This is a genomic window from Massilia sp. 01N410 (assembly GCF_056399665.1).
In genome coordinates, this window is the sequence record NZ_JBFTRV010000007.1 from 257,930 (window position 1) to 283,410 (window position 25,481).

Here is a 25,481-nt window from a genome sequence, read left to right on the forward strand (position 1 = left end):
GTCCACTGCGATTGGGGTCAGTCTCATCCTTGCGGCCTTCCCTGCAGGCGCTCAATCGCCTGATCTATTGGAACAGCTGAAGATCATGCGGCAACAGCTGGAAGACCAACGCGCCCGGGTGGACGAGCTGGAGCGTCAACTGCGCGCGAGCGGGGTCGCTCAGCCGACCCAGCTCGACAAGCTGCGCGGCACCGGCAACCCGCAGCAGGCGCCGCAAGCCACGGTGCTGATGCCGTCGCCGCTGTCGGCGCCCGTCAACGGACAGGCGCCGGATCCGGCCGCCGCGCCGCGCACCTCGCTGGACGGCCTGCGCGGCACCGGCGCGGCCGCGGTCGCCGACACCGGCCAGCAGACAGACAACGGCGGCGCGCCGCCGCCTTCGCCGCAGCCGGTCAACGGCGGCAACGCGGTCGGCCGTCCGCCGAGCGAGGCCGCGCGCGCACCGCAGGTGGCGCCGATCTTCGAAAGCCCGGGCGTGCTGACGCCGCGCGGCAAGATGGTGTTCGAGCCCTCGGTGCAGTACGGCTATTCGTCCAGCAACCGCGTGGCCCTGGTCGGCTACACGGTGATTCCCGCGCTCCTGATCGGCCTGCTGGACGTGCGTGAAGTCAAGCGCAACACCACGACCGCGGCCGCCACCTTCCGCTACGGCTTCGACAACCGCCTCGAGCTGGAAGCCAAGATTCCCTACGTCTACCGCAGCGATGCCACCGTCAGCCGCGAACTGTTCACCGGCACCGCGGCCGAACGCGCCTTCGAAACCAGCGGCAAGGCGATCGGCGACATCGAGCTGGGCTGGCGCTACCAGCTGAACGAAGGCGGCGTCGAGAAGCCGTATTACATCGCCGGCCTGCGCTTCAAGACCCGCACCGGCCGCGATCCCTTCCAGGTCGTGACCGACTGCCAGACCCGCTGCGTGGGTGACAACGTCACCGGCACCGGCCTGCCGCTCGACCTGCCGACCGGCTCCGGCTTCTATTCGCTGCAGCCAAGCGTGACGTGGCTGATGCCGTCCGACCCGGCCATCTTTTTCGGCAGCTTCAGCTACACCCATAACTTCAGGCGCGGCAACGTCTACCGCACCGTCCAGAACGGCGCGAAGGAATTCCTGGGCGACGTGAAACCGGGCGATGTGTTCGGCTTCAACTTCGGCATGGGCCTGGCGCTCAACGAAAAGGCCTCGTTCAGCATCGGCTATGACCACAATTCCGTGGCGCGCACCCGCCAGGGTGGCCAGGTGGTGCCGGGTTCGGTGCGCATCCAGCTCGGCACGCTGCTGCTGGGCTACTCGTATCGCCTCAGCGACAAACGCACCCTCAACGTCTCGGTCGGCGCCGGCCTGACCCGCGACACGCCGGACGTTACCCTGATGGTCAGGGTTCCATTTTCGTTCTGAAGCGCTCCATGAACGGCAACGGCGCGCCGCCCTCGCGGGCTGGCGCGCCGTTTTTTATGAAGAGCAAGAATCAGATGTAGTAGATCAGCGCAGCCAGGCCGACGATCAGCAGCACCTTGGTGGCCTTGTACGCGTTCTTGTTCCAGGCCTTGTAGCGGCGGCGGTACTGGCCCATCACGTGGGAGATGCGGAACAGCTTGCTCACCAGGCCGGTCTGGTCGCCGCTTTCGTTGGGCGAGGCGGCGGCCGTCATCATGGTGCGGCCCAGCCAGCGGTTGACCGCCTGTGCCCAGCGGAAGCGCAGCGGGCGCTCGACGTCGCAGAACAGGATCACGCGGTCCTGGCCGCTGGTGTTCTCGGCCCAGTGGATGAAGGTTTCGTCGAAGATCACGCCCTGGCCGTCGCGCCAGCTGTAGCGCTGGCCGTCGACTTCGATGAAGCAGCGGTCGTCGTTCGGCGTGGCCAGGCCCAGGTGGTAGCGCATCGAGCCAGCGAAGGGGTCGCGGTGCGGGTTCAGTTTCGCGCCGGGCGGCAGTTCGGCGAACATGGCCGCCTTCACCGACGGGATCCCCTGCAGCAGCGCATAAGTCTTCGGGCACAGGCGCTGGGCCGACGGATGGCTGGCGTCGTACCACTTCAGGTAGAAGCGCTTCCAGCCCGTCTTGAAGAAGGAATTGAAGCCGGCGTCGTTGTTCTCTTCGGAGGCCTTGATCTTCTGCAGCGCCACCAGGTTCAGCGCCTCTTCGCGGATCACCTGCCAGTTCCGCTGCAGGACCTCGAGTTCGGGGAATTCGCGCACCGGAATGTAGGGCGTGCTGGGCACGCGCGAAAACAGGTGCATGAAGATATTGATCGGTGCCATGAACGACGAATGGTCGAACAGCTGGCGGCCGAACGGGAGGCGGACCTTACCGCGGAAATGAATATGCAGCACGGAAAGGATGAGAAAACCCACGACTGCCCACTTCATTACGCCTCCACTTGCACCTGTCTGAACGGAGCGCAAGGATACCATATGCGACGCGCAGCCGCCCGCCGGCCCTCCCCGTATGCGGCGGAGATGCCGGCGTCAGGCTGCGACTTGTCGTGGACCGGCTACAGGGTCAGTGCATGACTGAGGTGACAGCGTAACCTTTCTCGGCCAGCTGGCCGGAGAGGTTCTGGATATCGTAGTCGTCGATCTGCTGGGCGTCGTCGTCCACCTCGACCGCACGGGCTTCGACTTCCCAGTCTGTATTCGTGGCTTCCTCGGGGATGTTGCGGGTTTCGGGCACCGCCAGGTACGAGAACTTGCCGTCCTGTTCGGCTCTGCGGTAAATATCCAGGCGCATAGTCGTTTCCTTTCAAAGCATGGCTGATGGACTCAAGCCATCAGTATGCCCACGATAGGCGAAGGGCGGAGCACAGTCTGTTAATCGACGCACACTGGCTTTAAGACAAGAAACTTTTTGGCGCTCAACGGCCCGGCGACGCCCCCAGCACCCGCGCCGGCAGCATCACGATGGCGCGCAGCAGCTCGAACACGGCTTCCACGCCGATTCCCACCAGGCGGAAGGGCAGCAGAATCAGCCAGACCAGCGGATACAGGAACAGTGCCAGCAGGGCCACGGGCCAGCACAGGAACAGCAGCAGCAACCAGGCGAGAAATCCGAGCATTGTTCGCTCCTTCGGTGAGAAGTGACGTCGATGCTGTGACTGTAATGACAAGACGGCGCGGGGGCAATCCCGATGCGATGAAAAGCAGCCAGCGGGGATAAACGGAAGAAAAGCGGGAGTAAATGGAAAACGGCCCCAGGCGGGGCCGTTTTCCATGGCGCCGGACCGGACGCCCCGGCGGCGGCTCAGGCGTACGCTGCCGCGCCGGCCTGCTCGCGAACCGCTTCCTCTTCAAACCGCGCCACCAGCTCGGCCTGGATCGACGCTTCCAGCGACGGGATCGAGCCGCCACAGCGGTAGGCAAAGCTGACTTGCACCACGTCGCCCGCGCGCACATCCAGCGGCCGCGCCAGCGGCAGCATCATGTAATGGTTCAGCCAGTCGACCGTGGTTCCCTGCTCTTCGATGATGTACAACACGTTCTTGGTGATGAAGCGCAGCGCGTTCAGGCGACCGGCCTTTTCGACCTGGAAACGGCCTTCCCAGGCGATCAGGGAGTCGACCGGCTGCTTGAAATCGAGGATGCTGTAGACGGCCGGCTGGGCCAGCTCCACCGTGCCCGGATAGACCGCATTGGTCGCCTGGAATTGCACGATCGGCGCCTGGAAGCCTTCGAAGTCGTATTCCTGCTGCAGGGGCTGGACCGCCATGATGACGGCTTCCGGCAGGAACACCGGCAGCGGGCCGCCGAAGCGCGCCAGGTAGCGGCGCTTGAAGGATTCGATCACCTCGACCAGCTTCTCGCGCACCATGCCGACATGGATCATCTCGCAGATCACGACATCGACCGGCTCGGGCGGCAGGTACTCGGAGGCGTCGGCGTGGATCACCTCGACCTTGTGGCCGTTCTCGTTCATCGCCAGGAATTTGCGCGCCTCACGCACCATGTCCGGGTTGAACTCGACGCAGTACACCTTGCTGGCGGCCTGCGCGGCAAAAAAGGACAACACGCCGGTGCCGCCACCCAGTTCCAGGACCTTGGCGCCCGGCTTGACGGCGTGGAAAATCGCCGACTTGAAGCCGTGCATGCGATTCTGGTCCATCAGCATATTGTGGTGGTAATGGACCGGAATGAATTGTCCCAGGTAGCAGCTCTCGATTTCGCGTTCGTTCAGCATGTTGTTCCTTGTTGTCAGCTCCGCGGTCCCGCCGGTGCCATGGTTAGTCTACGGCTGAATTATCTTCAAGAAACAGTTTGTGCGATGCCTCGAGATGACGGCGGTTTCCGGTCCAGTTTGGCAGTTTGGGCGCCGCCTTCTTCATTCAAGGAGAATTGTTTTGCAGCCGCAAATGGCAGTGCTAGTATGAAGGCGTCAGCGGCCCCGGGCACAATGCCCTATCGATCATGTCCTGCACCATCGGTATGCTTTCGGCGAACGTCGCCGACCTTCTCCTCGATGTCGTCTTCCTTGTCGACGAGACCGGAAGGCTGGTCGATGTGAGCGCCGGATGCGAGCGACTGCTGGGCTACCGTCCGGACGAAATGATCGGCCGGAAGCTCTTCGATTTCCTTGCGCCGCAGGATCTCGCCCGTACCCGCGAGGAAGCGGCGCGCATACAGTCCGGAGGCGAGCGGATCGGCTTCGAAAACCGCTACCGCCGCAAGGATGGCAGCCTGGTCGACATCATGTGGTCCGCACGGCGAATCGATGCGCTGAACCTGCGCATCGGCGTTGCGCGCGACATCACCGCCCGCAAGCAGGCCGAGCGCCGGCAGGCCGCGCTGTATGCGATTTCCGAGGCTGCCCATCAGGCGCCCGACCTGGCGAGCCTGTGCGGGGAGATCCACGCGGTGCTCGACAAGCTGGTTGGCGTCATCGGGATGGCAGTCGTCACCGAAGACGCCTGTGGCGGATGCAGGACGATCTACCTGAAGAACCCGGAGGGCGATCCGCCCGGCTCACATCACTTCGAGCAATGGCGCGGCATGCCGCCGCCGGGCTGGCTGGCGCTGGAGCTGCGCGGCAGGGACGGCGCCATCGGCGGCCTGCTGTTGCGACCCCGCGGCGAGGCCGCCTATCCGGCGCAAGACCGCGAACTGCTGGGTTTCACCGCGGGTCAGATCGGCATGGCCCTCGAGCGCAAACGCCTGCAAGACGATTTGCTACGCCACGCCTGCCATGACGAACTGACCGGCCTGCCGAACCGCTACCTGTTCTTCGACCGCATCGGCACCGCACTGGCGCGCGCACGCCGCACAGGCTCAAGGATGGGCTTGCTATACGTGGACGTCGACGACTTCAAGCAGGTCAACGACGTCCATGGTCACGCAGCCGGCGACGAGCTGTTGCGCGGTGTCGCTGCCCGCCTGGCGAATTGCGCGCGCGATTCGGATACCGTTGCGCGCATCGGTGGCGACGAATTCGTGCTGATCCTGGAAGACCTCAACGCGGCGGATGCCGCCAGCCGTATCGCCCAGCAGATCGGCGCAGCGATGGAAATCCCGATCCGGATCGAGAGCGTCGAGCTGCGTGTCGGGGCCAGTATTGGCTGCGCGGTATTCCCGGACAACGGTCAAGGGATCGAGGAGCTGCTGAAACATGCCGACACCTGCATGTATCGCCAAAAAAAGGCCAGGAAGGCACATCCTGCCAAGGCCGCCTGTTGAGAGGCCGGTGCCCTGCCCTCAGCGGGCGCCGGCCGCCCGTTCCGCGAGCTGGGCCGCGGTCAAGCCTTCGCTGTTGCGGAGAGCGGGATTCGCGCCCTGTCTGGCCAGGAAGTCCACCATGTCCGGATGTCCTTCGCGCGCCGCCATCATCAGCGGGGTATAGCTGCCGCTGGCCGGCGGAGAGACGGCGTCGACCCTGGCGCCGCGCTTGATCAGCAGGCGGGCGATATCCTCGTCGCCGCTGGCGGCCGCGTAATGCAGCGGCGTCCAGCCCGGACGGTTGATGGTGGCGCCGCGTGCGACCAGGGCCTCGGCAGCCGGCCGGTTGCGCTTGAAGGCCGCCATCATGAGGGCCGTGTTGCCGTTCATGGCGGACGCGTCCAGCTGGATGCCGGGCTGGTCGAGCAGCGCCTGGAACACCCGCATCGAGCCTTCGCGCACCGCCAGCACCAGCGCCGGCTCGCCGCCCAGCGGATTCTGCCGGTTCGGATCGACTCCCGCGGCCAGCAGGGATTTGACGGTCTTGACGTCATCCATTTGCACGGCGCGGTAGAAGTCGGCCGTCTGGTCGGCGGTGACGGCGAAGGCCGCCGTTCCGGGGAAGGCGGCGATGAAGACGGCCGCAAGAACCGTCCTGCCGGCCAGGCGAAGAAAACCGCGACGCTGCATCATGGCGCACTCCCTCCTTAATTGTTTGGAACCTTGAAGAGTTTATAGAAATTGTCGGTCGTGCGCTCCGCCACCTCCCGCAGCGGCACGTCCTTGAGCGTGGCGATGAACTCGGCCACATGCGGCACGAAGCCCGGCTCGTTCACTTTCCCACGGTAGGGCACGGGCGCCAGATAAGGCGAATCCGTTTCGATCAGGATACGGTCCAGCGGCAGCGCCTTGGCCACGGCCTGCAGGTCTTTCGCGCTCTTGAAGGTGACGATGCCGGAAAAGGAGATGTAGAAACCCATCTCGATCGCCGCCTGCGCCACTTCCAGGGTCTCGGTAAAGCAGTGCATGACGCCGGCCACGCCGCCCTTGTCTACCGCCGCGCCCTCTTCCTGCAGGATGCGGATGGTGTCGGCACTGGCCGACCGGGTATGGATGATCAGCGGCTTGCGCGTCTCGCGCGAAGCGCGGATATGGGTGCGGAAGCGCTCGCGCTGCCATTCCAGGTCGCCCTCCAGGCGGTAGTAGTCGAGGCCGGTCTCGCCGATCGCGACGATCTTCGGATGGTCGGCCAGGCGCACCAGCTCGTCGACGCTGGGCTCGGGCGTGTCCTCGTAATCGGGATGGACGCCGACCGAAGCGTAGATATGCGGATATTGCTCGGCCAGCGCGAGCACGCTCGGGAATTCCGGCAGGTTGACGGACACGCACAGCGCCTTGTCGACCTTGTTCTCGGCCATCCTGGCGAGGATCTCGGGCATGCGGGCGGCCAGTTCCGGGAAATTGATGTGGCAGTGTGAATCGATGTACATCCCGTCATTGTACGCGAGAGCCGCCGTCAGGATACATGTGAACCCAGTAAGGCACTCTCCAGACGCTGCTCCGGCAGTGTCGTTCGGACCGAATTATGTCGGCCATTTTTACATCATTCGAAACACGGAGCGTGTAACTCCTTGTTTTTCTTGCATGGCAACTGTCGGCATACTTTCTGCTTATGTATTTACGCCCGAGATATTTTCCTCCTGTTTCGAGTGCTTCAAATCGAAATAAAATTTCCGAATTCAAATGTCAATCTTAGGGGAAATTCGATGAGAATCTTACGCAATCTTATTGGCAAAATCGCAACTGTATCTGCTCTTGCTCTACTCCCTGCATCGGGAATGGCGGCAATAATTACGTTCACCCAATCGAATACGAGCGGCAACCATTGGATCAACCATTACACCGTAAAGGCGGGCGCGACAGATACTCTCATCGAGGAATTCACTCTGTATTTCGAGGATGTCCTATACAAGAATCTTGCTGTCGTCGACTCGCCAAGCGGGTGGGATTCACTGGTAATCCAACCCGATTCCGCTATCCCCGCGGATGGCTTTTTCGACTCGCTGGCAATGAACCTCGGCATTGGTCAATCCGAAGCACTGGGCAGATTTTCGGTCGCATTCGATTTTCTTGGTGTCGGCGCCCCGGGCCGTCAACGCTTCGATATTGTCGCCCCCCTTAGTTTCGCCGTCTTAAGCACGGGATTGACTTCGAAGGAAACGGATGGGCCACCGCCTGACGACGTGCCTGAACCGGACAATTTGGCACTAATCTGTGTTGGGCTCGCGATCCTCTTCACCACGCTCCGGCGTCACTTTTCGTCTCCTCAATAATAGTTGAATTCGGAAATGCATCACTACATCCATGAGGTGAAAAAATGCAAGGTATCCAGATGTGGCTGCTACTGCAGAGATGGGCGCGCGGCGCCGCCGCCCTAGTTATTTCGATTTCTCTGGCAGCGTGCGGTGCCGGGTCGCCCAATGAAGTAAGCCATCAGCAAGCCACGAGGACTCAAATAGCGGCCGTTATTTCGCCCCAAATTACGGTTATCGGGATTACAAAGATAAAGGAGACACGGGTCAACAGGACGGTGTACGACTATGAATTTGAAGTCACCATTAGAAATAGCGGCGCAACTGCTGAGACGGGAATTACCGCAACCTTAACAAATACCGGACCTGGAGCAATAATTATCGATGGGACCGTACAAATTGCTACGCTCGCCGCTGGCGCTACCGTAACCGCTCGGGACACCGTCACGCTTCGACTCGATCGAAGCCTTCCATTCGACCAGAACGCGCTGGTATGGCGAATCGATACCCAAACGGGTCCCCCTCCGTTGCCGGGCATCCTGCTGCCCGGCGCAGATTCCGCAAACGCAGTCTCGGCGATCGTCGATTACGAAGCCGTGTTATCGGAATCCGATCTCGAAATCGAGACATCCTCAGGGGAGGCCACGAACTATCGTTATCAACTATCAGGTGTCATTTCCCCTACTGCTACCGTTGGGATGGTAAACGCGGCATTGAACTCCGTCGGAGCCAGAATTGTAGGCCTAACTGCCGGCAGCCCTGTCGTTTTCCTTCAGGCTCCGCCTCCTGGAGGGATGGATGCGCTTGTTAGCGCAGGGGCGAAACTCGTCACCAGCGGCGCTTTCGAGGCAGCCGGGCCGGAAATGGTCGATGAAGCGATGTCGCTTCCGCCTGACATTGACCTTGCGACTGCGATCAAACCTTCCAGCAAAACATCGTATAGCCCGATTGTTCACCATGTGGCCGCCGGGTTCCCCCAGGCATGGAATGCAGTAAATACAAGTATTACCGGAAACGTTGACCTAATCATTGTCGACTCCTTCGGAAATGGGGCGCTACCAAACACACTGCTGTCGGGCACGGCAAACGGCATGACCACCGGCTTCAGCAACGGTTGCAAGACATCCCCTTGCTCTCATGGCTATCACGTGCTCGGAATTGCCACAGGCAGCTTCGGCGGCACAGGGGATATGGGGAAAGTGACTGGGTCGATGCCGTTAAACACAACGATTTACATCGTGGACACTGCCAAGCCGGTAGCTAAGGTGAAGAGAAAATACTACTTAGATGAAATACGGAGAATCCTGGAGTCGGCCCCCGCAGGCAAGCGCTTTGTCCTGAACTTCAGTTTCGGTTATGCCTACGAAGCCATACGCAAGGGCATTCCTGCAGCAGTGATTACCAAAGATGCCCTGTTATGGAGAAAATTCGTCGCTTCGCTTCGCGGATTCGACTACTCGACACGGGCCGTCCAAGTCTCTGCGGCCGGTAACAGTGGGCCACAGTCGCTCGCAAAGGACACAAGCATGTTTAATGCAGCGGTGCTGTTACCGACGATCGTTGAGAATGGCAAAAGCTATCCAGCTCTAAAGAATGGCCTTGTCGTTGAAAACCGCACAGTCGACTTTACCAATCCCGACCAACCTGTTCCCGGCTGTCTTGGGCCGAAAAGCACAATCGGCGGCAACATCAGTGCAATCGGTACGGATGTGCGCTCGTTCATTAGCCCGACGTCGACAGATGTGATGAGCGGAACATCGATGGCGAGTCCGCAAGTGGCGGGATTGGTCGCAATGATGCTGGCGGTCCGCAAGGATTTTGACGTATCGACGATAGCATCCTGGCTCAGCCTGACCGCCATGCTCCCCGACAGCTGCAAGAACGCCGCGCCGATGATCCACGCGGGTGACGCATTGTTGAGTCTCGACCGCACGTTAAGTGATGCGCCGATTCGGCTTGCAATGCTGCAAGCTTCCGGCGACTTGAAACTCGATTTCGACGATACTGATACCAAGCTGTTCCTGGACGCTTTGTTCCCCGAAACGCCAAATCCCAAACCCGACTTCTCGAGATTTGACCTCAACGGTGACGGCTTCACCGGCGGAGCCGGCCGCCGCCGGCCCTTCGATCTCAAGTTCGCGAGCGGACTAGGAAACTACTCCGTCGTTGAGACGATAGACCGCTACCCCTCTGGTACGCCGATAACCGCCATCAGCGAGTCCGGCTTGACGGACTTTGAAATTCTTTGCTATTACGTCAACAGTTCAATGTTTAATGCATCCCGACGAAACGCATTCGAAGCCCAGCTGGCGGCGGTTTCCCAGCGAATCAAGAGGACAGTATCCTGCTCGAGTCCCGCCGCCATCGAGCTCAGTGTAACCGGTACACCGCCAGACGGCTGGACACTGCCAAACGCGCCGATTCGTCTTGTACCTGCGAATCCTGCGGGGGCAAATCTCTACTTGGGTAGCAACCTGAATCTCACCGCATGTCAGTTCGGCGAACGCGGCGGACCGGTATGGTCTAGCAGCGTTGAGGCTAGCGCACGCTATTTCACGGTAAATTCCGCAAATAACCTTCCTTACAGCTCAAATGCGGGCGGCCCCCCCAACGCACGTGGATGTTCTTCGTTCTACGCATCGAAGAGTGCCACAGGCGGGAACAAGATCTGGGCAACTGCAAGCGCTCGAGTACAAGGTGTGTCCGGAGATGCAGCGATCGATAGGGAGTATCAAGTACGCTACTATTCTGGCGATCCCGGCAACAATAAAGCCGGCTACACCTGTAACGTCGGTTACGTTCCAAACGCTTTTGGACCTTTCGTCTTCCAATTTGGCGTGACCTGTACGCACAGCACCGTTTTTTCCATTGTTGAATAGATCGTATGAGGTAAGTCGATCTTCAGAATGAAAGGATCGGTGCAAAAGCATAGTTAGGTGAAAGACAGGACGGCTTGCCGTCCTGTCTTATAAGCTCACTCGCGAACGTACGCCACCAAAAACGCCTCTGTGCCAAACTCGCTCGCAAGAACTTTCAGCACGGAGCCCTATCATGAGCAACGAACACCAGAAGCAAAACGAGGAACCGGCCTCGCCCGGCAACCAGCAGACCGCCCAGCAGTCCGGCCAATCGCAGCAGCAAGCGCAACCCGACAAGCACCCGGACTACGACGCCCTGGCGAACAAAAAGCCGGAAGAACTGACGCCGGAAGAGCTGCGCCTGATGGCGGACACCATGCCCGGCGAGGGACCAGGCGATTGAAGCCGCGGGCAATGCTGAACAAGGTGGGGCCGGCCGTAAGCGTTGACCCCGCAGCCTGTTGCTGCCTATAATTTAGCCTCCTCAGGAGGACGACCTCCCCCGGCAACCCCGGGCATCTGATTCGGGACGACCCGCTCTATCAAGGAGTGAGTCATGGCCTGGATTATGCTTGTGATCGCCGGCGCCCTCGAAGTTGCATGGGCCTATTCGATGAAGTTGTCGGATGGCTTTTCCCGACCTCTTCCCGCAGTTCTCACGCTCGTGTTGATGACGGCCAGCTTTGGCCTGTTGTCCTTCTCGATGCGCACCATTCCGCTCGGCACCGCCTACACCATCTGGACCGGCATCGGCGCCGTCGGCGCATTTGTCCTCGGCATTGCCGTGCTTGGCGAACAATTTACCGTCCAGCGCGCGATCGCGGCCGCCCTCATCGTCAGCGGGCTGGTGCTGATGAAACTCTCGGCGCCGTCGTGACGCTGAACGGCAGCTCAGGCCACCCGCTTGCCGAGGATGATCAGATCGCGCTCGATCCCACCCAGATTCGCCACGCGCGGGAAATTGGCCCAGGTCTCGAAACCGTATTTGCGGAACAGGGCCAGGCTTGGCGCGTTGTGGCCGAAGATGAAGCCCAGCAACGTATGCACCTCGATGTTCGGCGCAAAGGCCATCGCCTGCTCCAGGCAATAGCGGCCGATGCCCTTGCCGCGCCATGCCTCGGCAATATAGATCGACACCTCGGCGGTGCCGGAATACGCCGGACGGCCGTAGAAGTTCGAGTAGGAACACCAGCCGATCACTTCCGGGTTCTCCGACTTGTCGTCGGCGTCGTGGACGACCCACAGCGGACGGCGTTCCGGCGTGTGCTCGGCGAACCATTGTTCGCGCGACTGGACCGTGATCGGTTCGGTGTCGGCGGTCACTTCGCGCGAGGCGATGGTGGAATTGTAGATATCGACGATGACGGGCAGGTCTTCGATGCGGGCGAGGCGGTGTACGTACGGCGGCATAGTGGCGTTACAGGGAAACGGTGATTACAGGGTGTGCGTGGCGCGCGACGATCGCAGCGCCGCGCCGAGGAGCTCTTCGATGCGCAGCTTGGCGCGCTGGCCGGTTTCGTCGGCCGGGAAGTGGACGCCGATGCCTTGCGCCTTGTTGTTGTTGGCGCCGGCCGGGGTGATCCAGGCCACCTTGCCGGCGATCGGGTATTTGTTCGGGTCGTCCATCAGCGACAGGATCAGGTAGATCTCGTCGCCGATCTTGTAGGGCTTGTTGGTCGGCACGAACATGCCGCCATTCTTCAGGAAGGGCATGTAGGCCGCGTACAGCGCGGCTTTTTCCTTGATGGCGAGCGAGAGCACGGACGGCCGCGGCGCCTGCGGAGCCGTCGGCAAGCCCGGCGGAGCATTCGGATCGGTGGGCAAGCCGTTCATCGGAATCCTTTTTCGTAATCGAGCAACATGTCCTCGACAAACAATTTCGGCGACAAGGGATGGTCCGCCACCGCGCGCCGCTCATTGGTCGCCTTGATCGCCTGCATCAGCCTGGCCGTATGCACGCGCCCGGCCAGGTTGGCGAGCTGCTGGCGGTAACGCGGATAATAGCGGATCGTGCCGGAGAGCTTGTACGAAAATACGTCATACAGCCATCGTTGCTGCCATGCGACGAGGGATGCGAGCGGCGCCTTGCTCAATTTGTCGGCCGCGCGCAACGCGGCGTCGACGCTGGGCTGGGCCAGGATTTGCAGCAGGGCATCGAGTTCCTCGCGGCTGCCGGTTTCGGCCTGGTTGAGGGCCGCCAGCGGCGCCCCGCCCTGCTCGCGCAGCCAGCCGTCGGCGTCCTGCACGCCCTGGGCTTCGAGCCAGGCCAGGGCCTGGGCGTGGTCCGGCATCGGCAGCGCGAACTTGCGGCAGCGCGACAGGATGGTCGGCAGCAGCCGGTCCAGGCCGTTCGATGCCAGCAGGAACACGGTGCCCGGCGGCGGTTCTTCGAGCGTCTTCAGCAGTGCGTTCGACGCCGGCATGTTCAGGGCCTCGGCCGGGTACAGCACCACCACCCGCAAGCCCTGGCGGTGGGTCGAGATGTTCATGAAGTCGGCCAGCGCGCGCACCTGCTCGATCTTGATGTCCTTCGAGGCGGTCTTGGATTTGCCTTTCTTGTCGGCGTCGCCCGCTTCCTCGCCCTCGGCCGGCGGCGCTTCGTCTTCCAGCGCTTCCGGACGCACGCGGCGGTAGTCCGGATGGTTGCCCTGGGCGAACCAGCCGCAGGACGCGCACTCGCCGCAGGCATGGCCATCGGGGCGCACGTTTTCGCACAGCAGCGCCTGGGCAAAGGCTTCGATGAAGTCGGCCTTGCCGATGCCGGCCGGGCCGTAGAACAGGATCGCATGCGGCAGGCGCACGCGCATCTGCTGCAACTGCGTCCAGGCCTGCTCCTGCCAGGGGTAGATCGGGGTGATGCGTGTCACAACAACTTCTCCAATGCCGCACGCAGCGCGATGCGGACTTCATCGATCGAACGGGTCGAATCGATCACCACGATGCGCCCGGGATTTTCCGTGGCGCGTCGCAGATATTCATTACGGCAGCGCTCGAAGAACGCCGCCTCCTCGGACTCGAACTTGTCGAGATTCCGGGTGGCATCGAGCCGCTCGCGCGCCACTTCCAGCGGCACGTCGAACAGCAGGGTCAGGTCCGGCTGCAGGTCGGGATGGACCCAGTGCTCCAGCCGGCCCAGTTTCTCGATCGGCAGACCGCGCCCGCCGCCCTGGTAGGCAAAGCTGGCATCCGTGAAGCGATCGGACAGCACCCAGTCGCCGCGCGCCAGCGCCGGCTCGATCACCTGGGCGATGTGTTCGCGGCGGCTGGCGAACATCAGCAGGGCCTCGGTTTCGAGGTCCATCTTTTCGTGCAGCAGCAGCTCGCGCAGTTTTTCGCCGAGCTTTGTTCCGCCCGGTTCGCGGGTCGAGACCACGGACTTGCCGGCGTCCTCCAGGAGTCCGGTGACGAAGCCGATGTGGGTGGACTTGCCGGCACCGTCGATGCCTTCGAAGGTGATGAAACGGCCCCGGTTCGACGATTCGACCATTATTTCGCCCCCTGGCGCTGGTACTGGTTGACCGCCTTATTATGCTCGTTCAGGTTGACCGAGAAGTGGCTGGTGCCGTCGCCGCGCGAGACGAAGTACAGGGCCTCGGTCCTGGCCGGCGCCAGGGCGGCGGCCAGCGACTCCACGCCCGGCAGCGCGATCGGCGTCGGCGGCAGGCCGGCGCGCGTGTAGGTGTTGTACGGGGTGTCGGTCTCGAGGTCCTTCTTGCGGATCTTGCCGTCGTACTTGTCGCCCATGCCATAGATGACGGTGGGGTCGGTCTGCAGCAGCATGCCGGTCTTGAGGCGGTTCACGAACACGCCGGCGATCATCGCGCGCTCGCTCTTCTGGCCGGTTTCCTTTTCCACCAGCGAGGCCATGATCAGGGCCTGGTAGGGGTCGGTGTAAGGCAGGTTCGGATCGCGTTTCTCCCAGGCCGCCTTGAGGCGCTTCATCATCATCTCGTGCGCCTGCTTGTAGATCTGCAGGTCGCTCGAATTCTTCGCGAACAGATAGGTGTCCGGGAAGAACAGGCCTTCCGGGGCCTTGTATTTATCTTCCGCGACCACCTTGGCCAGCAATTCCTTGTCCGACAGCCTGGCCGTCTCGTGCTTCAGGTTCGGGGCGGCGTCGACCGCTTGGCGCATCTGGCGGAAGGTCCAGCCTTCGATGATGGTCAGCGATTCCTGGGCGAACTCGCCGCGCACCAGCTGGGTGAGCAGGCGCCGCGGCGTGGTGGACGGCTTGAGCTCGTAGCTGCCGGCCTTGATCTGCCCGGCCTTGCCGCTCACCCGGGCCAGCACGCCGAACAGGAAGCCGTTGACCGGCACGCCGGCGGTGGCCATCTGCTGGGTAGCACCGGCGACGCCGCTGCCCTGAGCGATTGCGAAAGGAATGATGGGGCTGTCCGCTGCGGTAATCGGGCGTCCCGCCCACCACTGGAAGCCGCCGACGGCCGCGACTGACACGATCACGCCGGTGACGATGAGTTTTCTTATAAATGCCATATGTACTGGTTTTGCGCCGCGCCCGGCGCGATTTTGTCGACAACCCTATAATGAGGCCGTAATGATAAAGCCTAAACGAGATTTAAATCGAATTTGATACGTGGATTGTATGAATAACTGGATCGAACACCTCGCCTCGCTGGGCGCCCGCTTCCATCAGGACGAAGCCGCGCAGATCGAAGACTTCGGAAAGACCCTCTCGGCCGCAGACCTGGCGGGCGGCGTGGTGGCGCCGGTCACCGACCTCGGGCTCATCGCCGTCAGCGGAGACGACGCCGCCAGTTTCCTGCACAACCAGCTCACCAACGACGTCGAACACCTCGGCACCGGTGAAGCCCGCCTGGCTGCCTATTGCACGCCGAAAGGCCGCATGCAGGCCAGCCTGCTGATGTGGCGTGGCGCCCAGGACATCTACCTGCAACTGCCGCGCGCCATCCAGGCCCCGCTGCAGAAGCGCCTGACCATGTTCGTGCTGCGCGCCAAGGCCAAGCTGCGCGACGCCACCGAAGAAGCCGCGACCATCGCGGTCCTCGGCCTGGCCGGCGCCAAGGCACAGGAAGCGCTGGCCCGCCATACAGGCGCCCTGCCGCAGGCACCGTATGCAAAAACCGAGGGCGAGGCCGGCACCGTGATCCGCCTGGCCGACGCCTTCGATGCGCCGCGCTACCTGTGGATCACGAGCGCCGGCACCGCCATCGCCGCCCTGCCGCAGCTGCGCGAGACGCTGGCGCTGGGCGGCAACGTCGGCTGGCACCTGGCCGAGATCCACGCCGGCGTGCCGCAGGTGACCCAGCCGACCCAGGAACAGTTCGTGCCGCAGATGATCAACTTCGAACTGATCGGCGGCGTGAACTTCAAGAAGGGCTGCTATCCGGGCCAGGAGATCGTCGCCCGCAGCCAGTACCTCGGCAAGCTGAAACGCCGCATGGTGCTGGCCACGCTGGCCAATGCGGCCGCGCGCGCCGGCGATGAAGTGTTCGCCAGCGACGACCCCGACCAGCCTTGCGGCATGATCGTCAACGCGGCCCCGAACGGCCAGGGCGGCGCCGATGCGCTGGTCGAGATCAAGCTGGCCGCGCTGGACCAGGAAGTGCGCCACGGCGCGGCCGGCGGCACGCCGCTGTCCTTCCTGCCGCTGCCCTATGCCATCGACACCCCGGCCGACTGACGTCCCGCGCCCATGATCGACCTGTACGTCTATTACAAGGTGCGCGAGGCCGACGCCGCCGCGCTGGCTCCGCGCGTACGCGCGATGCAGGCGGCGCTGGCGGCGAGCCACGGCGTCGCCGTCCAGCTCAAGCGCCGGCCCGACAGCAAGGACGGCCTGCAGACCTGGATGGAAGTCTATCCCGGCGCCGCCGATACCTTTGCCGACACCGTCGACGGCGCCGCCGCAGGCGCCGGCCTCGGTGCCTTGATCAGCGGCCCGCGCCGCACCGAGGTATTCGTCGAACTGACTCCGGAGCTGAACCCATGTGCCTGATCGTATTTGCCTGGCGTGTGATTCCCGGCGTGCCGGTGATCGCCTGTGCCAACCGCGACGAATTCTACGACCGTCCCGCCACCCCGGCCGGCCCCTGGCCGGAAAACCCGGACATCATCGCCGGCCGCGACCTGCAGGGCGGCGGCAGCTGGATGGGCGTGACGCGCACGGGACCGAACGGCCCGAAGTTCGCCGCGCTGACGAACATCCGCGCTCCCGGCGAGCGGCGCAGCGACGCCCCCACGCGCGGCGCCCTGGTGGCCGACTTCCTCAAGGGCGACCTCGACGCCCCGGCCTACCTGGACCACATCGCCGCCGGCGCCGGCGAGTACAACGGCTTCAACCTGATCCTCGGCGACCGCGAAGGCCTGTACTGGTTCTCGAATCGCGCCGGCGGCGACCCGCGCAACGGCAAGGCCCTCGACCCGGGCATCTACGGCGTCTCGAACGGCCTGCTGGACGCGCCCTGGCCGAAGGTCCTGCGCACCAAGGCCAGCTTCGCCAGCCTGCTGCTGCAGGGCGCCCCCGAGGAAGCCTATTTCGAAATGCTGGCCGATACCACCCGCGCGCCCGACCTGCGCCTGCCGGACACCGGCGTGCCGATCGAAGTGGAGCGCCAGTTGTCCGCGGTCTGCATCGAGATCCCGGGCTACGGCACCCGTACCTCGACCGTGGTCAGGCTCTACCAAGCCGGCGAGCCGGAGCTGCACGAGCGCGTGCTGCAGCCTTGTCCGGAAGCTGAAGCTTCATAAAACCCTCACGTCGTTCCCGCGGAGGCGGGAACCCAGGTTTTGCTTGAGCAGACGGAACGCGTGCAAACCTGGATTCCCGCCTGCACGGGGCCGACGTTTATTCGTAGCGAGTCCTTGCCTTCTACGACTCCCGCCGCATGAACGGCGACTCGAACTGCTGCCGCCGCTCCACCGGCCGGGTCAACACCCGCAAGGCCACGTCCATCGCCACGCCGATCTCGGCGAGCCGGCGCGCCGCCGCCGGCATGCCGGTGGCGCTCGCCGCATGAATCACGGCTTCGATCAGCAGGGCGGTCTTGTAGTCGGTGCGTCGTTCCATCGGCCGATGCTACCACGACCGCGATTCACTCCGGACGGCGTACGACGTCGAGGTAGACGCCGGGATCCGCCGAGAGTCCGCGCTTGACGTTCTGCGACAGCTCGTCGATCAGCACTTCCTGCGCGCCTGCCTCGAGCGCCTCGTAGGCGCGTGCGACCACGTCCGCCGGCGCCAGTTTCGGCAGATCGATCCCGCGTGTCAGCTCGGTGTCGACGAAGCCGACGTGCAGGCCCAGCACCTGGGTCCCCTGCTCCTTCAGCGCGATCCGCAAGCCGTTGTTCACGCTCCAGGCGGCCGACTTGGTGGCGGCGTAGGCGGCCAGGCCCGGCGTGCTGATCCAGCTCGCCACCGACAGCACGTTCAGGAAGGCGCCGCCATGGTGCTTCGCCAGCACGGGCGCAAAGGCCTGGCTGACGCGCAGCATGCCGTAGACGTTGGTCTCCATCATGCGCTGCAGGGCCGCGACGCTGTCGTCGTCGAGCAGGCTGCCGGGGCTGGCGATGCCGGCATTGTTGACGACCACCGTGACGTCGCCGCAGGCCGCGGCCGCTTCCTTCACCTGGGCCGGATCGTTGACGTCCAGCCGCACCGGCACCACGCCCGGCAGGCGTACCGCGCCGGGATCGCGCGCGGCCGCGTAGACCTTGCGCGCGCCCAGGGCGAGGGCCTGGCGGGCGAACTCCTCGCCCAGACCGCGGTTGGCGCCGGTGACGAAGACGATGGCGTTATCGAGTTTCATGGCATTCCTTTATATGACATCCGTCATATTTAAGTTTGAAAAAAAGCCGCACCCATCGGCACGGCATCCTCCACCTCAGACGATCGAGTCCTGGCGGACGTACTGCAACAGCACTGTCTCGCGGCAGGCCTGCAGGACCTCGTTTCCTCCACCATCCGGCCCCAGCACCCGCGCCAGCTGGATCGCGCCCACCAGGGTCGCGGCAAGCGCCCAGGCACTGCCGGGTGGCGCATCGCCTGGCAGCGTGTCGGCCACCAGGGCGGCCAGGCCCCGGACCCGGCTTTGTGCGACCCCACGCAGTGCTTCCTGGGCGCGCTGCATGTCCGAGCCCACGGCCGCGACCGGGCAGCCGAGTTCCAGCGCCTCCATGTGCGCGCCGGACAGGTATTCGTTCACCAGGGCCGAGAGCGGACTTTCGCCGGCTTCCGTGCGTGCACGCATGCGTTCACGGACCCGGGCGTTGCTCTGCCTGCCTGCGTGCTCCAGCGCTTCGGCCAGCAGCGCATCGCGCGATGCGAAATGGGCATAAAAGCCGCCGTGGGTCAGGCCAGCCTCCTTCATCACCTCCGCGACGCCGACCCCGGCGACCCCGGCGCGGCGTACGGCGCGCGCAGCGGCGTCGAGGATGCGCTCGTGCGACTGCTGATGGCGGGAGGATCGGGTGCTGGACATGGCGGCGACTCCAATATGATGCATATCATATTAGGTCGCGGGAGGCGCCTGGTCAAGGAAGAAGTAAAAATACCGCGGACGGCGCCGCGGTATGCTTGACGGCCGTTCAGGTAGCCGCCTCAGCGGTCGGGGTCGTTGCCGGTCGTCCCGGGGGCCGAGGTGCCGCCCGAGCCGCCCAGCCTGCCCTCGTCCGGGGTACCGGCTGCCGAGTCGCCGCCTCCGGGCCGGCCGGGCTTGTCGGCCTGCGCATGCCCTGCCGGGAAGACGTTCGCTTCCGGCGAGCTATGCAGGAAACCGCTTTGCTGGCTGCCGTCGGCGCCGCCCTGTGCGTTCTGTCCGCCGCCCTGGGCGGGCAGGTCTTGTTTGCCTTGCCGGGCCTTGTCTTTGTTGTTCGCCATCATGTCCTCCTGGTGCGATTACCGATGAAACTATCCTAGCGCCCCCGGGCGCCGGGCGAATAGGATGACTTCCCGGACCATTGTAGGACGATCACTAGCACGCATCCCAGGCCGAGCAGGACAGCAGCCAGGCCGAAGCAGGACCGGAAACCGGCCACGACCGCCGCCTGACCGCCGTCCGCCGCCGTGTTCATGAAGACGGCGCTCATGCCGGCGGCGCCGCCGATCAGGCCGAGATTGCGCGACAGGTTCAGCAGTCCGGAAACCAGTCCGCGCTGCTCCTCCACGGCAGCCGACATCACCGCCGTATTGTTCGCGGCCTGGAACAGCGCGTAGCCGGCGGTGAGCACGGCAATCGACGCCACATAGGCGGCCGGGGTCGACGGCGGCAGGAGCCACAACAGGCAGGCGCCGGTGAGCATCCCGGCCAGGCCGGCCAGTGCGCTCCAGCGCGCACCCAGCCGGTCCACGGCACGCCCGGCCGGCAGGCCCGCAAGCGCCGCGGCGACCGGCCCGGCCGCCATCACGAGACCCATCCGCCCGGCTTCGAGACCCAGGACGCCGGTCAGATAGAAGGGACCCACTACCAGCGTTGCCATCACGACCGCCGTCGCCAGCATGCTCGTGAGGACGCCGGCGGCGAGCACGGGATCGCGGAACAGGGCCGGCTCCACCAGCGGCGCGGCGCTACGCCGCTCGGCGTGGACGAACAGGATCGCAGCGCCGGCGGCAAGCGCCACAAGCGGGCCGCGCGGCGCGGCAGCGACCGTCGTTGCCAGGGCAAAGGCGGTCAGTGTGAGCGCGAGCAGCAGCGTGCCCACATGATCGAAGCGCGGCCTGGCGCGCGGGGAGAGATCGGCGGGCAGGAAGCGCGCCGCGCAGGCGAACGCCGCCAGGCCGCAAGCACCCTGCAGCAGGAACACGGCCGGCCAGCCAAAGCCGGCGACCAGCACGCCGCCGAGCGAAGGCCCGAGGGCGGTGCCGGCCGCTGATACCGTGCCCAGCATCCCCATCGCGCGCCCGGTCTCCGCCGCGGGCAGCGTATCCTTGACCGCCGCCATGGTCAGCGCCATCATCGCCGCCGCGCCGGCGCCCTGCAGCAGGCGCGCAGCGACCAGCAGCGCCAGCGACGGCGCCGCGGCGCACAGCCCGGCCCCAAGGCTGAACATGGCGATGCCCGCCAAGAGCAGCCGTTTTCTTCCGACCAGGTCGCCGAGCCGGCCGGCCACCACCACCAGTCCCGATACACCGAGCAGATAGGCCAGCACGACCCATTGCACGGCGGGCAGCGGCGCCTGGAAAGCCTGTGCCAGCGCTGGGAGGGCCACGTTGGCGATGCTGGTCCCGAGCGAGGACAGCAGCGCGCTCAGCGAGAGGCTGGCGAGGATGGCGGAATGCGTTTTCATGTCCATGGCTCCCTTCAAGGTCGATACCGGGAGCCTAGTCGCAGTGCACGCATGGCGGAAGACGCAGCATTTGCACTCGATCAGTGCATGGAACGCCATATCCCGAGCCGGCGTGCTATCTTGGCGCGATGTCGACGCCCGATCTGAATCTCCTCGTCACCCTCGACGTCCTGCTCGCCGAAGGCAATGTCGCGCGCGCCGCCCGCCGGCTGGGCCTGAGCGCGTCCGCCATGAGCCGCGCGCTGGCACGCCTGCGCGAGACCACCGGCGATCCGCTGCTGGTCCGCGCCGGCCGCGGCCTGGTGCCGACGCCGCGGGCGCTCGAGCTGCGTAACCGTATCGGTCCGCTGGTCGAAGAAGCAAAGGCGGTGCTACGTCCCGCCGTGCCGCTCGACCTGGGACGGCTGGAGCGCAGCTTCGTCCTGCGCACCAGCGACGGCTTCGTCGAGAACTTCGGGCCGCTGCTCGTCGCGCGCGCCGCCGCCGAGGCGCCTGGCGTGCGCCTGCGCTTCGTGCAGAAGACGGACAAGGACAGCGCCCCGCTGCGCGACGGCAGCGTCGACCTGGAAACCGGCGTGGTGGGCGGCGCCGCCAGCCCCGAACTGCGCACCCGCATCCTGTTCGAGGACCGCTTCGTCGGCGTGGTGCGTGAGGATCATCCGCTGGCCGGCACGGCGATCACGCCTGCGGCCTATGCGGCGGCCAGGCATGTGCTGGTGAGCAGGCGCGGGCGCGAACGGAGCAGCGTCGACGATGCCCTCGATGCACTCGGCCTGCAGCGCCGCATCGCCGCCGCGGTCGGCGGCTTCGCGGCCGCGCTCGCGCTCGCGCGCGGATCGGACCTGGTGGCCACCGTCCCCGAGCGTCATACCGGCCGGCTGCGCGAAGGCATGGCCAGCTTCGCGCTTCCTTTCGTCGTGCCCGGAATATCGGTCTCGATGCTGTGGCATCCGCGCATGGACGCCGACCAGGCCCACCGCTGGCTGCGTGGCTTGCTGCTCGAGACCAGTGCCCCGGCAGCTAGCGCTTCAGCTGCGACTGCAGCATCTGGGTGAGCTGGGGCGTCGCCGCATAGGCGTCCGCCGGCGGCTTGCCGTGGACGATGGCATCCATGCGTTCAGCCACCGCGCCCAGCGCCTGCGGATGCGAATAGATGTAAAACCGCCCTTCGCGGATCGCGTCGAAGGTGATGGCCGCGACCTCAGCCGCCGTCACCTTGCCGGCCTCCACCGCCTTGTTGATCAGGGCCAGGGCCGCCCGCTGGCTGGCCGTCGGCGCGGCATCATTCTGCAGCCCGTGCGGACGGTGGGCTTCCGAATGTCCGATCCCGGTCGGCACGAAGTATGGGCACAGGACCGAGGCCTGGACCGGGGCATCGACCAGGCGCAGGTCGTGGTAAAGGGTTTCGCTCAGCGATACCACGGCGTGCTTGGAGACGTTGTAGACGCCCATCGCCGGCGGATTCAGCAGTCCGGCCATCGAGGCCGTGTTGACGATGTGCCCTTCGTAAGCGGGATCGCGGCGGGCGCATTCCAGCATGATCGGCGTGAACACGCGCACGCCGTGGACCACGCCCCACAGGTTCACGCCCAGCACCCATTCCCAGTCGGCCTGGCTGTTTTCCCAGATGAGGCCGCCCGCGCCGACCCCGGCATTGTTGAACACCAGGTGCACGCCGTGGAAGCGGATCATCGCGGCATCCGCCAGCTCTTCGACATGCTCGCCCTTGCCGACGTCGACCACCATGGAGAGCAGCTCGGCGCCGCCGGCCTGCAACTCGTCGGTGGCACGCTCCAGCGCTTCCTTGTCGATGTCGGCCAGCACCAGTTTCATGCCCAGCCCCGCCGCCGTGTTGGCGAATTCACGGCCCAGGCCGCTACCCGCGCCGGTGATGACGGCTACCCGTCCTGCGAACTGCTTCATTGCTTTTCTCCCTGCGCCGCGCGGATCAGACCGCAGACACGCCGCCGTCGACGGCCAGCACCTGCCCCGTGATGTGCTTGCCCGCATCGGACGCGAACAGGACCACCGCGCCCTTCAGGTCTTCGTCGTCGCCGAGCCGGCCCAGCGGTGCCTGCTGCGCCAGCCTGTCGGCACCCACCGCCGCCAGTATGCCCCGGGTCATCTTCGAGGGGAAGAAGCCCGGCGCGATCGCGTTCACCGTGATGCCGTAGCGGCCCCATTCGCCGGCCAGGGTGCGGGTGAAGTTGATCACCGCCGCCTTCGAGCTGTTGTAGGCGATCGTCTGCATGGTGCCCGGCGGATTGCCGCCCAATCCGGCGATCGAGGCGATGTTGACGATGCGTCCCCGGCCGCGCGGAATCATCGACAGCCGCCCGAAGGCCTGGCACAGCAGGAAGACGCTGCGCACGTTCAGGTTCATGACCTTGTCCCAGGCCTCGACCGGAAACTCCTCGGCCGGGGCGCCCCAGGTTGCCCCGGCATTGTTGACCAGGATGTCGACCTGGCCCAGGCGCCGCAGTGCCTCCTCGGCAAAGCCGCCGATCGCCGCTTCGTCGGACAGGTCGGCGGCGATGCTGCACGCCTCGATGCCGCGCGCCGCCAGGTGGGCGCAGGCTTCGTCGAGCTCGGCCTGCATGCGCGCCGCGACCAGCACGCGCGCGCCCTGCTCGCCCAGCGCTTCGGCCATCTGCAGGCCCAGGCCGCGCGAGCCGCCAGTCACCACGGCGGTCTTGCCTTCCAGCGAAAACAGTTCCCTTACGGTGCGCATGGCGGCCTCCCGCTCAGACTTCGTAGTCCATGCACTGGCGCGCTTCGCGGATCGCGCCGATGAAGGGCACCAGGGCCTGGTGAGTCGGGTGCTTGGCATAGGCTTCGAGCGCGGCCTTGTCCGCGAACTCCGAGTACAGCACCACGTCATAGGTCGCTTCCAGGCCCGGCTGGGCCAGGGTCACTTCGAACTTGTGGATGCCGGGGACGATATCGGCGCACTCGTCCAGGCGGCGCTTCATTTCGCGGGCATTGGCCGCGCGGTCGGCGCCTTCGGCGTGTTCTTTCAGTTTCCACATGACGATGTGCTTCAGCATGAGTTTTCTTCCTTGTTTCAAATGTGATTGAGCGGATAGCGAGAAGCATAACGCTTGGGCGCCTGGATGGCGAGCGCAGTGGATTTGCCTGCCCTGTCGTGCTGGTGGCTGGGTTTTGGCTTGTTGTGATCCGCCTGTCGGTTAGTTGCAAAAAGACTTGACCGGCCGCTCCCGCTGCCACCGCCGCGTGCGCACGCCTTCCATTTGCATACGCTCTCGGTTAGTTGCAGAATACGGCATGGACCACCTCGCCGCCTGGGATGCCGATCCCGTCAAACGCTTCGCCGCCTTCGTCGCTTCGCCCGACTTCGTGCTGACCTCGAGCCGCCAGCGCGAGGACAATCCGAAGCCGGTGTCGCCGGAGTCCGCCGCCATCTATAAATTCATGTTCGGGAAGTTCGCCGCCTGGATGCTGGAGGAGCGCCTGAAGATCTCGACCGTGACGGCGCGCGACCTCCACCGCTTCGTGCAACTGGCCCACGACGGCCACCGCGACCTGAACAGCAAGATCGCCTACCGCTACCTGCGCCTGCTGGAGCGCTGCTACGAATACCTGCAGAGTGCGCCGAACCCGGCGCGCGAAGCCATCGTCGGCATCGACCGCGCCCAGATCACCCGCGACGCCCCGATGAGCGCCCTCAACGCGGACGAGCTGGAGCGCTTCCTGGCCGCCCTGCCCGGCCACCGTGCCGACGACCAGGGCAAGGCCTCGGGCTGGAAGCGGCGCCGCGACCGCGCGATGCAGGTGACGATGGCGCTGGCCGGCCTGCGGGTCGCCGAGGCGATCGGTTTGCTGGTGGACGAGATCGGCCGCCAGCCCGACGTCGAAGGCGGCCTGCGGCTCGACATCACGCCCGCGCACAAGCACCGCACCAGCTATGAGCACGCCACCACCTTGCCGAAGGAAGGCGTCGCCGAACTGCTGGCCTGGCTGGACGAGCGGCAGGCGCTCGAGATTCCGGGCGAACTGGTGTTTCCCGCCAACCTGGAGGGCGAAGCGCTGCACAAGGCCACCGTCTACCGCCAGGTCAAGGCGAGCTTCGAACGCGCGGGATTGGCCGTCCCGCGCGCCGGCGGCCGCACCCTGCGCAATACCTTCGCCTCGCAGCAATTGCGCCAGGGCACGCCCCAAAGCGAGCTGACCACCGCGCTGGGCCTCGCGCTCGAACGATCCGCGGAGGCTTATAAGTACGCCAAAGTTAATCCGGAAACCCAGGCGCCGGAACCCGGTCCAAAGGACAAGGACGCCTGATTCCATCCAGTGCGCATGAGGAGGCAGCCGAACGGCTCATCTGTAAGTTTCGTGTAAGTTTGGAGCAAGCATCGCGTAAGTTTCGCGGCGCAGAGTCGCTGCCGTAGCTG

At 64.7% G+C, this 25,481-nt stretch carries 30 protein-coding genes; 11 read left to right on the top strand and 19 right to left on the bottom strand.

Features of this window, described 5'->3' with window-relative positions; all coding sequences use genetic code 11:
* Nucleotides 1–85 precede the first annotated feature (85 nt).
* Entirely contained in the window at nt 86–1,396 is a 1,311-nt protein-coding gene (locus AC1DOP_RS12445; RefSeq protein ID WP_442121341.1) for an acetate kinase, read from the top strand.
* Nucleotides 1,397–1,466: 70 nt separating this feature from the next.
* Here AC1DOP_RS12445 and lpxO read toward each other — a convergent pair whose 3' ends face one another.
* The 4 genes from lpxO to AC1DOP_RS12465 form a co-directional block, all read right to left on the bottom strand.
* On the bottom strand, nt 1,467–2,366 hold the full coding sequence (lpxO, locus tag AC1DOP_RS12450) for a lipid A hydroxylase LpxO (protein WP_442121340.1): 900 nt from the start codon (nt 2,364–2,366) through the stop codon (nt 1,467–1,469).
* A gap of 133 nt (nt 2,367–2,499) precedes the next feature.
* The gene (locus AC1DOP_RS12455) at nt 2,500–2,727 is read right to left on the bottom strand and encodes a DUF6139 family protein (RefSeq protein WP_442121339.1); all 228 of its coding nucleotides are present in this window, start codon (nt 2,725–2,727) and stop codon (nt 2,500–2,502) included.
* A 124-nt stretch (nt 2,728–2,851) separates the two neighbouring features.
* Nucleotides 2,852–3,052: a hypothetical protein gene (locus tag AC1DOP_RS12460; protein ID WP_442121338.1), complete on the bottom strand. Its 201-nt coding sequence runs from the start codon at nt 3,050–3,052 to the stop codon at nt 2,852–2,854.
* Nucleotides 3,053–3,237: 185 nt separating this feature from the next.
* Nucleotides 3,238–4,170: a class I SAM-dependent methyltransferase gene (locus AC1DOP_RS12465; RefSeq protein ID WP_477251447.1), complete on the bottom strand. Its 933-nt coding sequence runs from the start codon at nt 4,168–4,170 to the stop codon at nt 3,238–3,240.
* Between the two features lie 227 nt (nt 4,171–4,397).
* On the opposite strand from AC1DOP_RS12465, the gene AC1DOP_RS12470 reads away from it, so the two are divergent.
* Nucleotides 4,398–5,660, top strand: coding sequence for a diguanylate cyclase domain-containing protein (locus AC1DOP_RS12470; RefSeq protein WP_477251449.1), 1,263 nt, complete (start codon nt 4,398–4,400; stop codon nt 5,658–5,660).
* An 18-nt stretch (nt 5,661–5,678) separates the two neighbouring features.
* Here AC1DOP_RS12470 and AC1DOP_RS12475 read toward each other — a convergent pair whose 3' ends face one another.
* Together AC1DOP_RS12475 and AC1DOP_RS12480 are read right to left on the bottom strand one after the other, a co-directional pair.
* Entirely contained in the window at nt 5,679–6,332 is a 654-nt protein-coding gene (locus AC1DOP_RS12475) for an ankyrin repeat domain-containing protein (protein ID WP_477251451.1), read from the bottom strand.
* A gap of 14 nt (nt 6,333–6,346) precedes the next feature.
* Complete coding sequence (locus AC1DOP_RS12480) at nt 6,347–7,129, bottom strand: TatD family hydrolase (RefSeq protein ID WP_477251453.1); 783 nt, start codon at nt 7,127–7,129, stop codon at nt 6,347–6,349.
* A 276-nt stretch (nt 7,130–7,405) separates the two neighbouring features.
* Here AC1DOP_RS12480 and AC1DOP_RS12485 point away from each other — a divergent pair, with 276 nt between their 5' ends.
* From AC1DOP_RS12485 to AC1DOP_RS12500, 4 genes are all read left to right on the top strand, one after another.
* Nucleotides 7,406–7,972: a hypothetical protein gene (locus AC1DOP_RS12485; RefSeq protein ID WP_442121333.1), complete on the top strand. Its 567-nt coding sequence runs from the start codon at nt 7,406–7,408 to the stop codon at nt 7,970–7,972.
* Nucleotides 7,973–8,016: 44 nt separating this feature from the next.
* Entirely contained in the window at nt 8,017–10,830 is a 2,814-nt protein-coding gene (locus AC1DOP_RS12490; RefSeq protein ID WP_442121332.1) for a S8 family serine peptidase, read from the top strand.
* Nucleotides 10,831–11,002: 172 nt separating this feature from the next.
* Nucleotides 11,003–11,212, top strand: a complete 210-nt coding sequence (locus AC1DOP_RS12495; protein ID WP_442121331.1) for a hypothetical protein — start codon at nt 11,003–11,005, stop codon at nt 11,210–11,212.
* Between the two features lie 153 nt (nt 11,213–11,365).
* On the top strand, nt 11,366–11,686 hold the full coding sequence (locus AC1DOP_RS12500; protein ID WP_477251456.1) for a DMT family transporter: 321 nt from the start codon (nt 11,366–11,368) through the stop codon (nt 11,684–11,686).
* A gap of 14 nt (nt 11,687–11,700) precedes the next feature.
* On the opposite strand, the gene AC1DOP_RS12505 is transcribed toward AC1DOP_RS12500, so the two are convergent.
* From AC1DOP_RS12505 to mltG, 5 genes are read right to left on the bottom strand one after another with little or no spacing between them, the layout of a single operon-like run.
* On the bottom strand, nt 11,701–12,219 hold the full coding sequence (locus tag AC1DOP_RS12505) for an N-acetyltransferase family protein (RefSeq protein ID WP_477251458.1): 519 nt from the start codon (nt 12,217–12,219) through the stop codon (nt 11,701–11,703).
* A gap of 24 nt (nt 12,220–12,243) precedes the next feature.
* The gene (locus AC1DOP_RS12510; protein WP_442121328.1) at nt 12,244–12,642 is read right to left on the bottom strand and encodes a PilZ domain-containing protein; all 399 of its coding nucleotides are present in this window, start codon (nt 12,640–12,642) and stop codon (nt 12,244–12,246) included.
* Nucleotides 12,639–13,667: a DNA polymerase III subunit delta' gene (locus AC1DOP_RS12515; RefSeq protein ID WP_477251523.1), complete on the bottom strand. Its 1,029-nt coding sequence runs from the start codon at nt 13,665–13,667 to the stop codon at nt 12,639–12,641. Before AC1DOP_RS12515 ends, AC1DOP_RS12510 begins: the two co-directional genes overlap by 4 nt.
* 5 nt (nt 13,668–13,672) lie before the next feature.
* A complete protein-coding gene (gene tmk, locus AC1DOP_RS12520; RefSeq protein ID WP_442121327.1) occupies nt 13,673–14,296 on the bottom strand; it encodes a dTMP kinase in 624 nt (207 codons plus the stop codon).
* The gene (gene mltG, locus AC1DOP_RS12525; protein ID WP_442121326.1) at nt 14,296–15,303 is read right to left on the bottom strand and encodes an endolytic transglycosylase MltG; all 1,008 of its coding nucleotides are present in this window, start codon (nt 15,301–15,303) and stop codon (nt 14,296–14,298) included. The genes tmk and mltG overlap by 1 nt, the downstream gene beginning before the upstream one ends.
* Nucleotides 15,304–15,412: 109 nt before the next feature.
* On the opposite strand from mltG, the gene ygfZ reads away from it, so the two are divergent.
* From ygfZ to AC1DOP_RS12540, 3 genes are read left to right on the top strand one after another with little or no spacing between them, the layout of a single operon-like run.
* Nucleotides 15,413–16,471: a CAF17-like 4Fe-4S cluster assembly/insertion protein YgfZ gene (gene ygfZ, locus AC1DOP_RS12530; protein WP_477251462.1), complete on the top strand. Its 1,059-nt coding sequence runs from the start codon at nt 15,413–15,415 to the stop codon at nt 16,469–16,471.
* 12 nt (nt 16,472–16,483) lie between these two features.
* On the top strand, nt 16,484–16,786 hold the full coding sequence (locus AC1DOP_RS12535) for a DUF4936 family protein (RefSeq protein WP_477251464.1): 303 nt from the start codon (nt 16,484–16,486) through the stop codon (nt 16,784–16,786).
* Nucleotides 16,777–17,538 (top strand): NRDE family protein, encoded by a 762-nt coding sequence (locus tag AC1DOP_RS12540; RefSeq protein WP_477251466.1) that lies wholly within the window; start codon nt 16,777–16,779, stop codon nt 17,536–17,538. The genes AC1DOP_RS12535 and AC1DOP_RS12540 overlap by 10 nt, the downstream gene beginning before the upstream one ends.
* 121 nt (nt 17,539–17,659) lie before the next feature.
* On the opposite strand, the gene AC1DOP_RS12545 is transcribed toward AC1DOP_RS12540, so the two are convergent.
* The 5 genes from AC1DOP_RS12545 to AC1DOP_RS12565 form a co-directional block, all read right to left on the bottom strand.
* On the bottom strand, nt 17,660–17,857 hold the full coding sequence (locus tag AC1DOP_RS12545) for a hypothetical protein (RefSeq protein WP_477251468.1): 198 nt from the start codon (nt 17,855–17,857) through the stop codon (nt 17,660–17,662).
* 25 nt (nt 17,858–17,882) lie between these two features.
* Entirely contained in the window at nt 17,883–18,596 is a 714-nt protein-coding gene (locus AC1DOP_RS12550) for an SDR family oxidoreductase (RefSeq protein WP_477251470.1), read from the bottom strand.
* A gap of 75 nt (nt 18,597–18,671) precedes the next feature.
* Nucleotides 18,672–19,292 carry a TetR/AcrR family transcriptional regulator gene (locus AC1DOP_RS12555; RefSeq protein WP_477251472.1) on the bottom strand — a complete coding sequence of 207 codons (621 nt, stop codon included), beginning with the start codon at nt 19,290–19,292 and terminating at the stop codon, nt 18,672–18,674.
* A 95-nt stretch (nt 19,293–19,387) separates the two neighbouring features.
* On the bottom strand, nt 19,388–19,666 hold the full coding sequence (locus tag AC1DOP_RS12560; protein WP_442121319.1) for a hypothetical protein: 279 nt from the start codon (nt 19,664–19,666) through the stop codon (nt 19,388–19,390).
* Nucleotides 19,667–19,701: 35 nt separating this feature from the next.
* Nucleotides 19,702–21,078, bottom strand: coding sequence for an MFS transporter (locus AC1DOP_RS12565; RefSeq protein WP_477251474.1), 1,377 nt, complete (start codon nt 21,076–21,078; stop codon nt 19,702–19,704).
* Between the two features lie 122 nt (nt 21,079–21,200).
* Between AC1DOP_RS12565 and AC1DOP_RS12570 the strand changes: the two genes are divergently transcribed.
* Nucleotides 21,201–22,127: a LysR family transcriptional regulator gene (locus AC1DOP_RS12570; RefSeq protein ID WP_477251476.1), complete on the top strand. Its 927-nt coding sequence runs from the start codon at nt 21,201–21,203 to the stop codon at nt 22,125–22,127.
* Here AC1DOP_RS12570 and AC1DOP_RS12575 read toward each other — a convergent pair.
* The 3 genes from AC1DOP_RS12575 to AC1DOP_RS12585 are packed head-to-tail and all read right to left on the bottom strand — an operon-like array spanning nt 22,093 to nt 24,119.
* Complete coding sequence (locus AC1DOP_RS12575; protein WP_477251478.1) at nt 22,093–22,995, bottom strand: SDR family oxidoreductase; 903 nt, start codon at nt 22,993–22,995, stop codon at nt 22,093–22,095. The genes AC1DOP_RS12570 and AC1DOP_RS12575 overlap by 35 nt on opposite strands.
* 25 nt (nt 22,996–23,020) lie before the next feature.
* Nucleotides 23,021–23,803: an SDR family oxidoreductase gene (locus tag AC1DOP_RS12580; protein WP_477251480.1), complete on the bottom strand. Its 783-nt coding sequence runs from the start codon at nt 23,801–23,803 to the stop codon at nt 23,021–23,023.
* A 13-nt stretch (nt 23,804–23,816) separates the two neighbouring features.
* Entirely contained in the window at nt 23,817–24,119 is a 303-nt protein-coding gene (locus AC1DOP_RS12585) for a Dabb family protein (RefSeq protein ID WP_477251482.1), read from the bottom strand.
* Between the two features lie 238 nt (nt 24,120–24,357).
* On the opposite strand from AC1DOP_RS12585, the gene AC1DOP_RS12590 reads away from it, so the two are divergent.
* Nucleotides 24,358–25,371 (top strand): tyrosine-type recombinase/integrase, encoded by a 1,014-nt coding sequence (locus AC1DOP_RS12590; RefSeq protein ID WP_477251484.1) that lies wholly within the window; start codon nt 24,358–24,360, stop codon nt 25,369–25,371.
* Nucleotides 25,372–25,481 lie beyond the last annotated feature (110 nt).

What these genes read in the sequence shown, in the direction of transcription:
- AC1DOP_RS12445 (WP_442121341.1), top strand. Translation starts at nt 86, where the DNA reads ATGCGGCAACAGCTGGAAGACCAACGCGCCCGGGTGGACGAGCTGGAG.
- lpxO (WP_442121340.1), bottom strand. Translation starts at nt 2,366, where the DNA reads ATGAAGTGGGCAGTCGTGGGTTTTCTCATCCTTTCCGTGCTGCATATT.
- AC1DOP_RS12455 (WP_442121339.1), bottom strand. Translation starts at nt 2,727, where the DNA reads ATGCGCCTGGATATTTACCGCAGAGCCGAACAGGACGGCAAGTTCTCG.
- AC1DOP_RS12460 (WP_442121338.1), bottom strand. Translation starts at nt 3,052, where the DNA reads ATGCTCGGATTTCTCGCCTGGTTGCTGCTGCTGTTCCTGTGCTGGCCC.
- AC1DOP_RS12465 (WP_477251447.1), bottom strand. Translation starts at nt 4,170, where the DNA reads ATGCTGAACGAACGCGAAATCGAGAGCTGCTACCTGGGACAATTCATT.
- AC1DOP_RS12470 (WP_477251449.1), top strand. Translation starts at nt 4,398, where the DNA reads ATGTCCTGCACCATCGGTATGCTTTCGGCGAACGTCGCCGACCTTCTC.
- AC1DOP_RS12475 (WP_477251451.1), bottom strand. Translation starts at nt 6,332, where the DNA reads ATGATGCAGCGTCGCGGTTTTCTTCGCCTGGCCGGCAGGACGGTTCTT.
- AC1DOP_RS12480 (WP_477251453.1), bottom strand. Translation starts at nt 7,129, where the DNA reads ATGTACATCGATTCACACTGCCACATCAATTTCCCGGAACTGGCCGCC.
- AC1DOP_RS12485 (WP_442121333.1), top strand. Translation starts at nt 7,406, where the DNA reads ATGAGAATCTTACGCAATCTTATTGGCAAAATCGCAACTGTATCTGCT.
- AC1DOP_RS12490 (WP_442121332.1), top strand. Translation starts at nt 8,017, where the DNA reads ATGCAAGGTATCCAGATGTGGCTGCTACTGCAGAGATGGGCGCGCGGC.
- AC1DOP_RS12495 (WP_442121331.1), top strand. Translation starts at nt 11,003, where the DNA reads ATGAGCAACGAACACCAGAAGCAAAACGAGGAACCGGCCTCGCCCGGC.
- AC1DOP_RS12500 (WP_477251456.1), top strand. Translation starts at nt 11,366, where the DNA reads ATGGCCTGGATTATGCTTGTGATCGCCGGCGCCCTCGAAGTTGCATGG.
- AC1DOP_RS12505 (WP_477251458.1), bottom strand. Translation starts at nt 12,219, where the DNA reads ATGCCGCCGTACGTACACCGCCTCGCCCGCATCGAAGACCTGCCCGTC.
- AC1DOP_RS12510 (WP_442121328.1), bottom strand. Translation starts at nt 12,642, where the DNA reads ATGAACGGCTTGCCCACCGATCCGAATGCTCCGCCGGGCTTGCCGACG.
- tmk (WP_442121327.1), bottom strand. Translation starts at nt 14,296, where the DNA reads ATGGTCGAATCGTCGAACCGGGGCCGTTTCATCACCTTCGAAGGCATC.
- mltG (WP_442121326.1), bottom strand. Translation starts at nt 15,303, where the DNA reads ATGGCATTTATAAGAAAACTCATCGTCACCGGCGTGATCGTGTCAGTC.
- ygfZ (WP_477251462.1), top strand. Translation starts at nt 15,413, where the DNA reads ATGAATAACTGGATCGAACACCTCGCCTCGCTGGGCGCCCGCTTCCAT.
- AC1DOP_RS12535 (WP_477251464.1), top strand. Translation starts at nt 16,484, where the DNA reads ATGATCGACCTGTACGTCTATTACAAGGTGCGCGAGGCCGACGCCGCC.
- AC1DOP_RS12540 (WP_477251466.1), top strand. Translation starts at nt 16,777, where the DNA reads ATGTGCCTGATCGTATTTGCCTGGCGTGTGATTCCCGGCGTGCCGGTG.
- AC1DOP_RS12545 (WP_477251468.1), bottom strand. Translation starts at nt 17,857, where the DNA reads ATGGAACGACGCACCGACTACAAGACCGCCCTGCTGATCGAAGCCGTG.
- AC1DOP_RS12550 (WP_477251470.1), bottom strand. Translation starts at nt 18,596, where the DNA reads ATGAAACTCGATAACGCCATCGTCTTCGTCACCGGCGCCAACCGCGGT.
- AC1DOP_RS12555 (WP_477251472.1), bottom strand. Translation starts at nt 19,292, where the DNA reads ATGCATCATATTGGAGTCGCCGCCATGTCCAGCACCCGATCCTCCCGC.
- AC1DOP_RS12560 (WP_442121319.1), bottom strand. Translation starts at nt 19,666, where the DNA reads ATGGCGAACAACAAAGACAAGGCCCGGCAAGGCAAACAAGACCTGCCC.
- AC1DOP_RS12565 (WP_477251474.1), bottom strand. Translation starts at nt 21,078, where the DNA reads ATGGACATGAAAACGCATTCCGCCATCCTCGCCAGCCTCTCGCTGAGC.
- AC1DOP_RS12570 (WP_477251476.1), top strand. Translation starts at nt 21,201, where the DNA reads ATGTCGACGCCCGATCTGAATCTCCTCGTCACCCTCGACGTCCTGCTC.
- AC1DOP_RS12575 (WP_477251478.1), bottom strand. Translation starts at nt 22,995, where the DNA reads ATGAAGCAGTTCGCAGGACGGGTAGCCGTCATCACCGGCGCGGGTAGC.
- AC1DOP_RS12580 (WP_477251480.1), bottom strand. Translation starts at nt 23,803, where the DNA reads ATGCGCACCGTAAGGGAACTGTTTTCGCTGGAAGGCAAGACCGCCGTG.
- AC1DOP_RS12585 (WP_477251482.1), bottom strand. Translation starts at nt 24,119, where the DNA reads ATGCTGAAGCACATCGTCATGTGGAAACTGAAAGAACACGCCGAAGGC.
- AC1DOP_RS12590 (WP_477251484.1), top strand. Translation starts at nt 24,358, where the DNA reads ATGGACCACCTCGCCGCCTGGGATGCCGATCCCGTCAAACGCTTCGCC.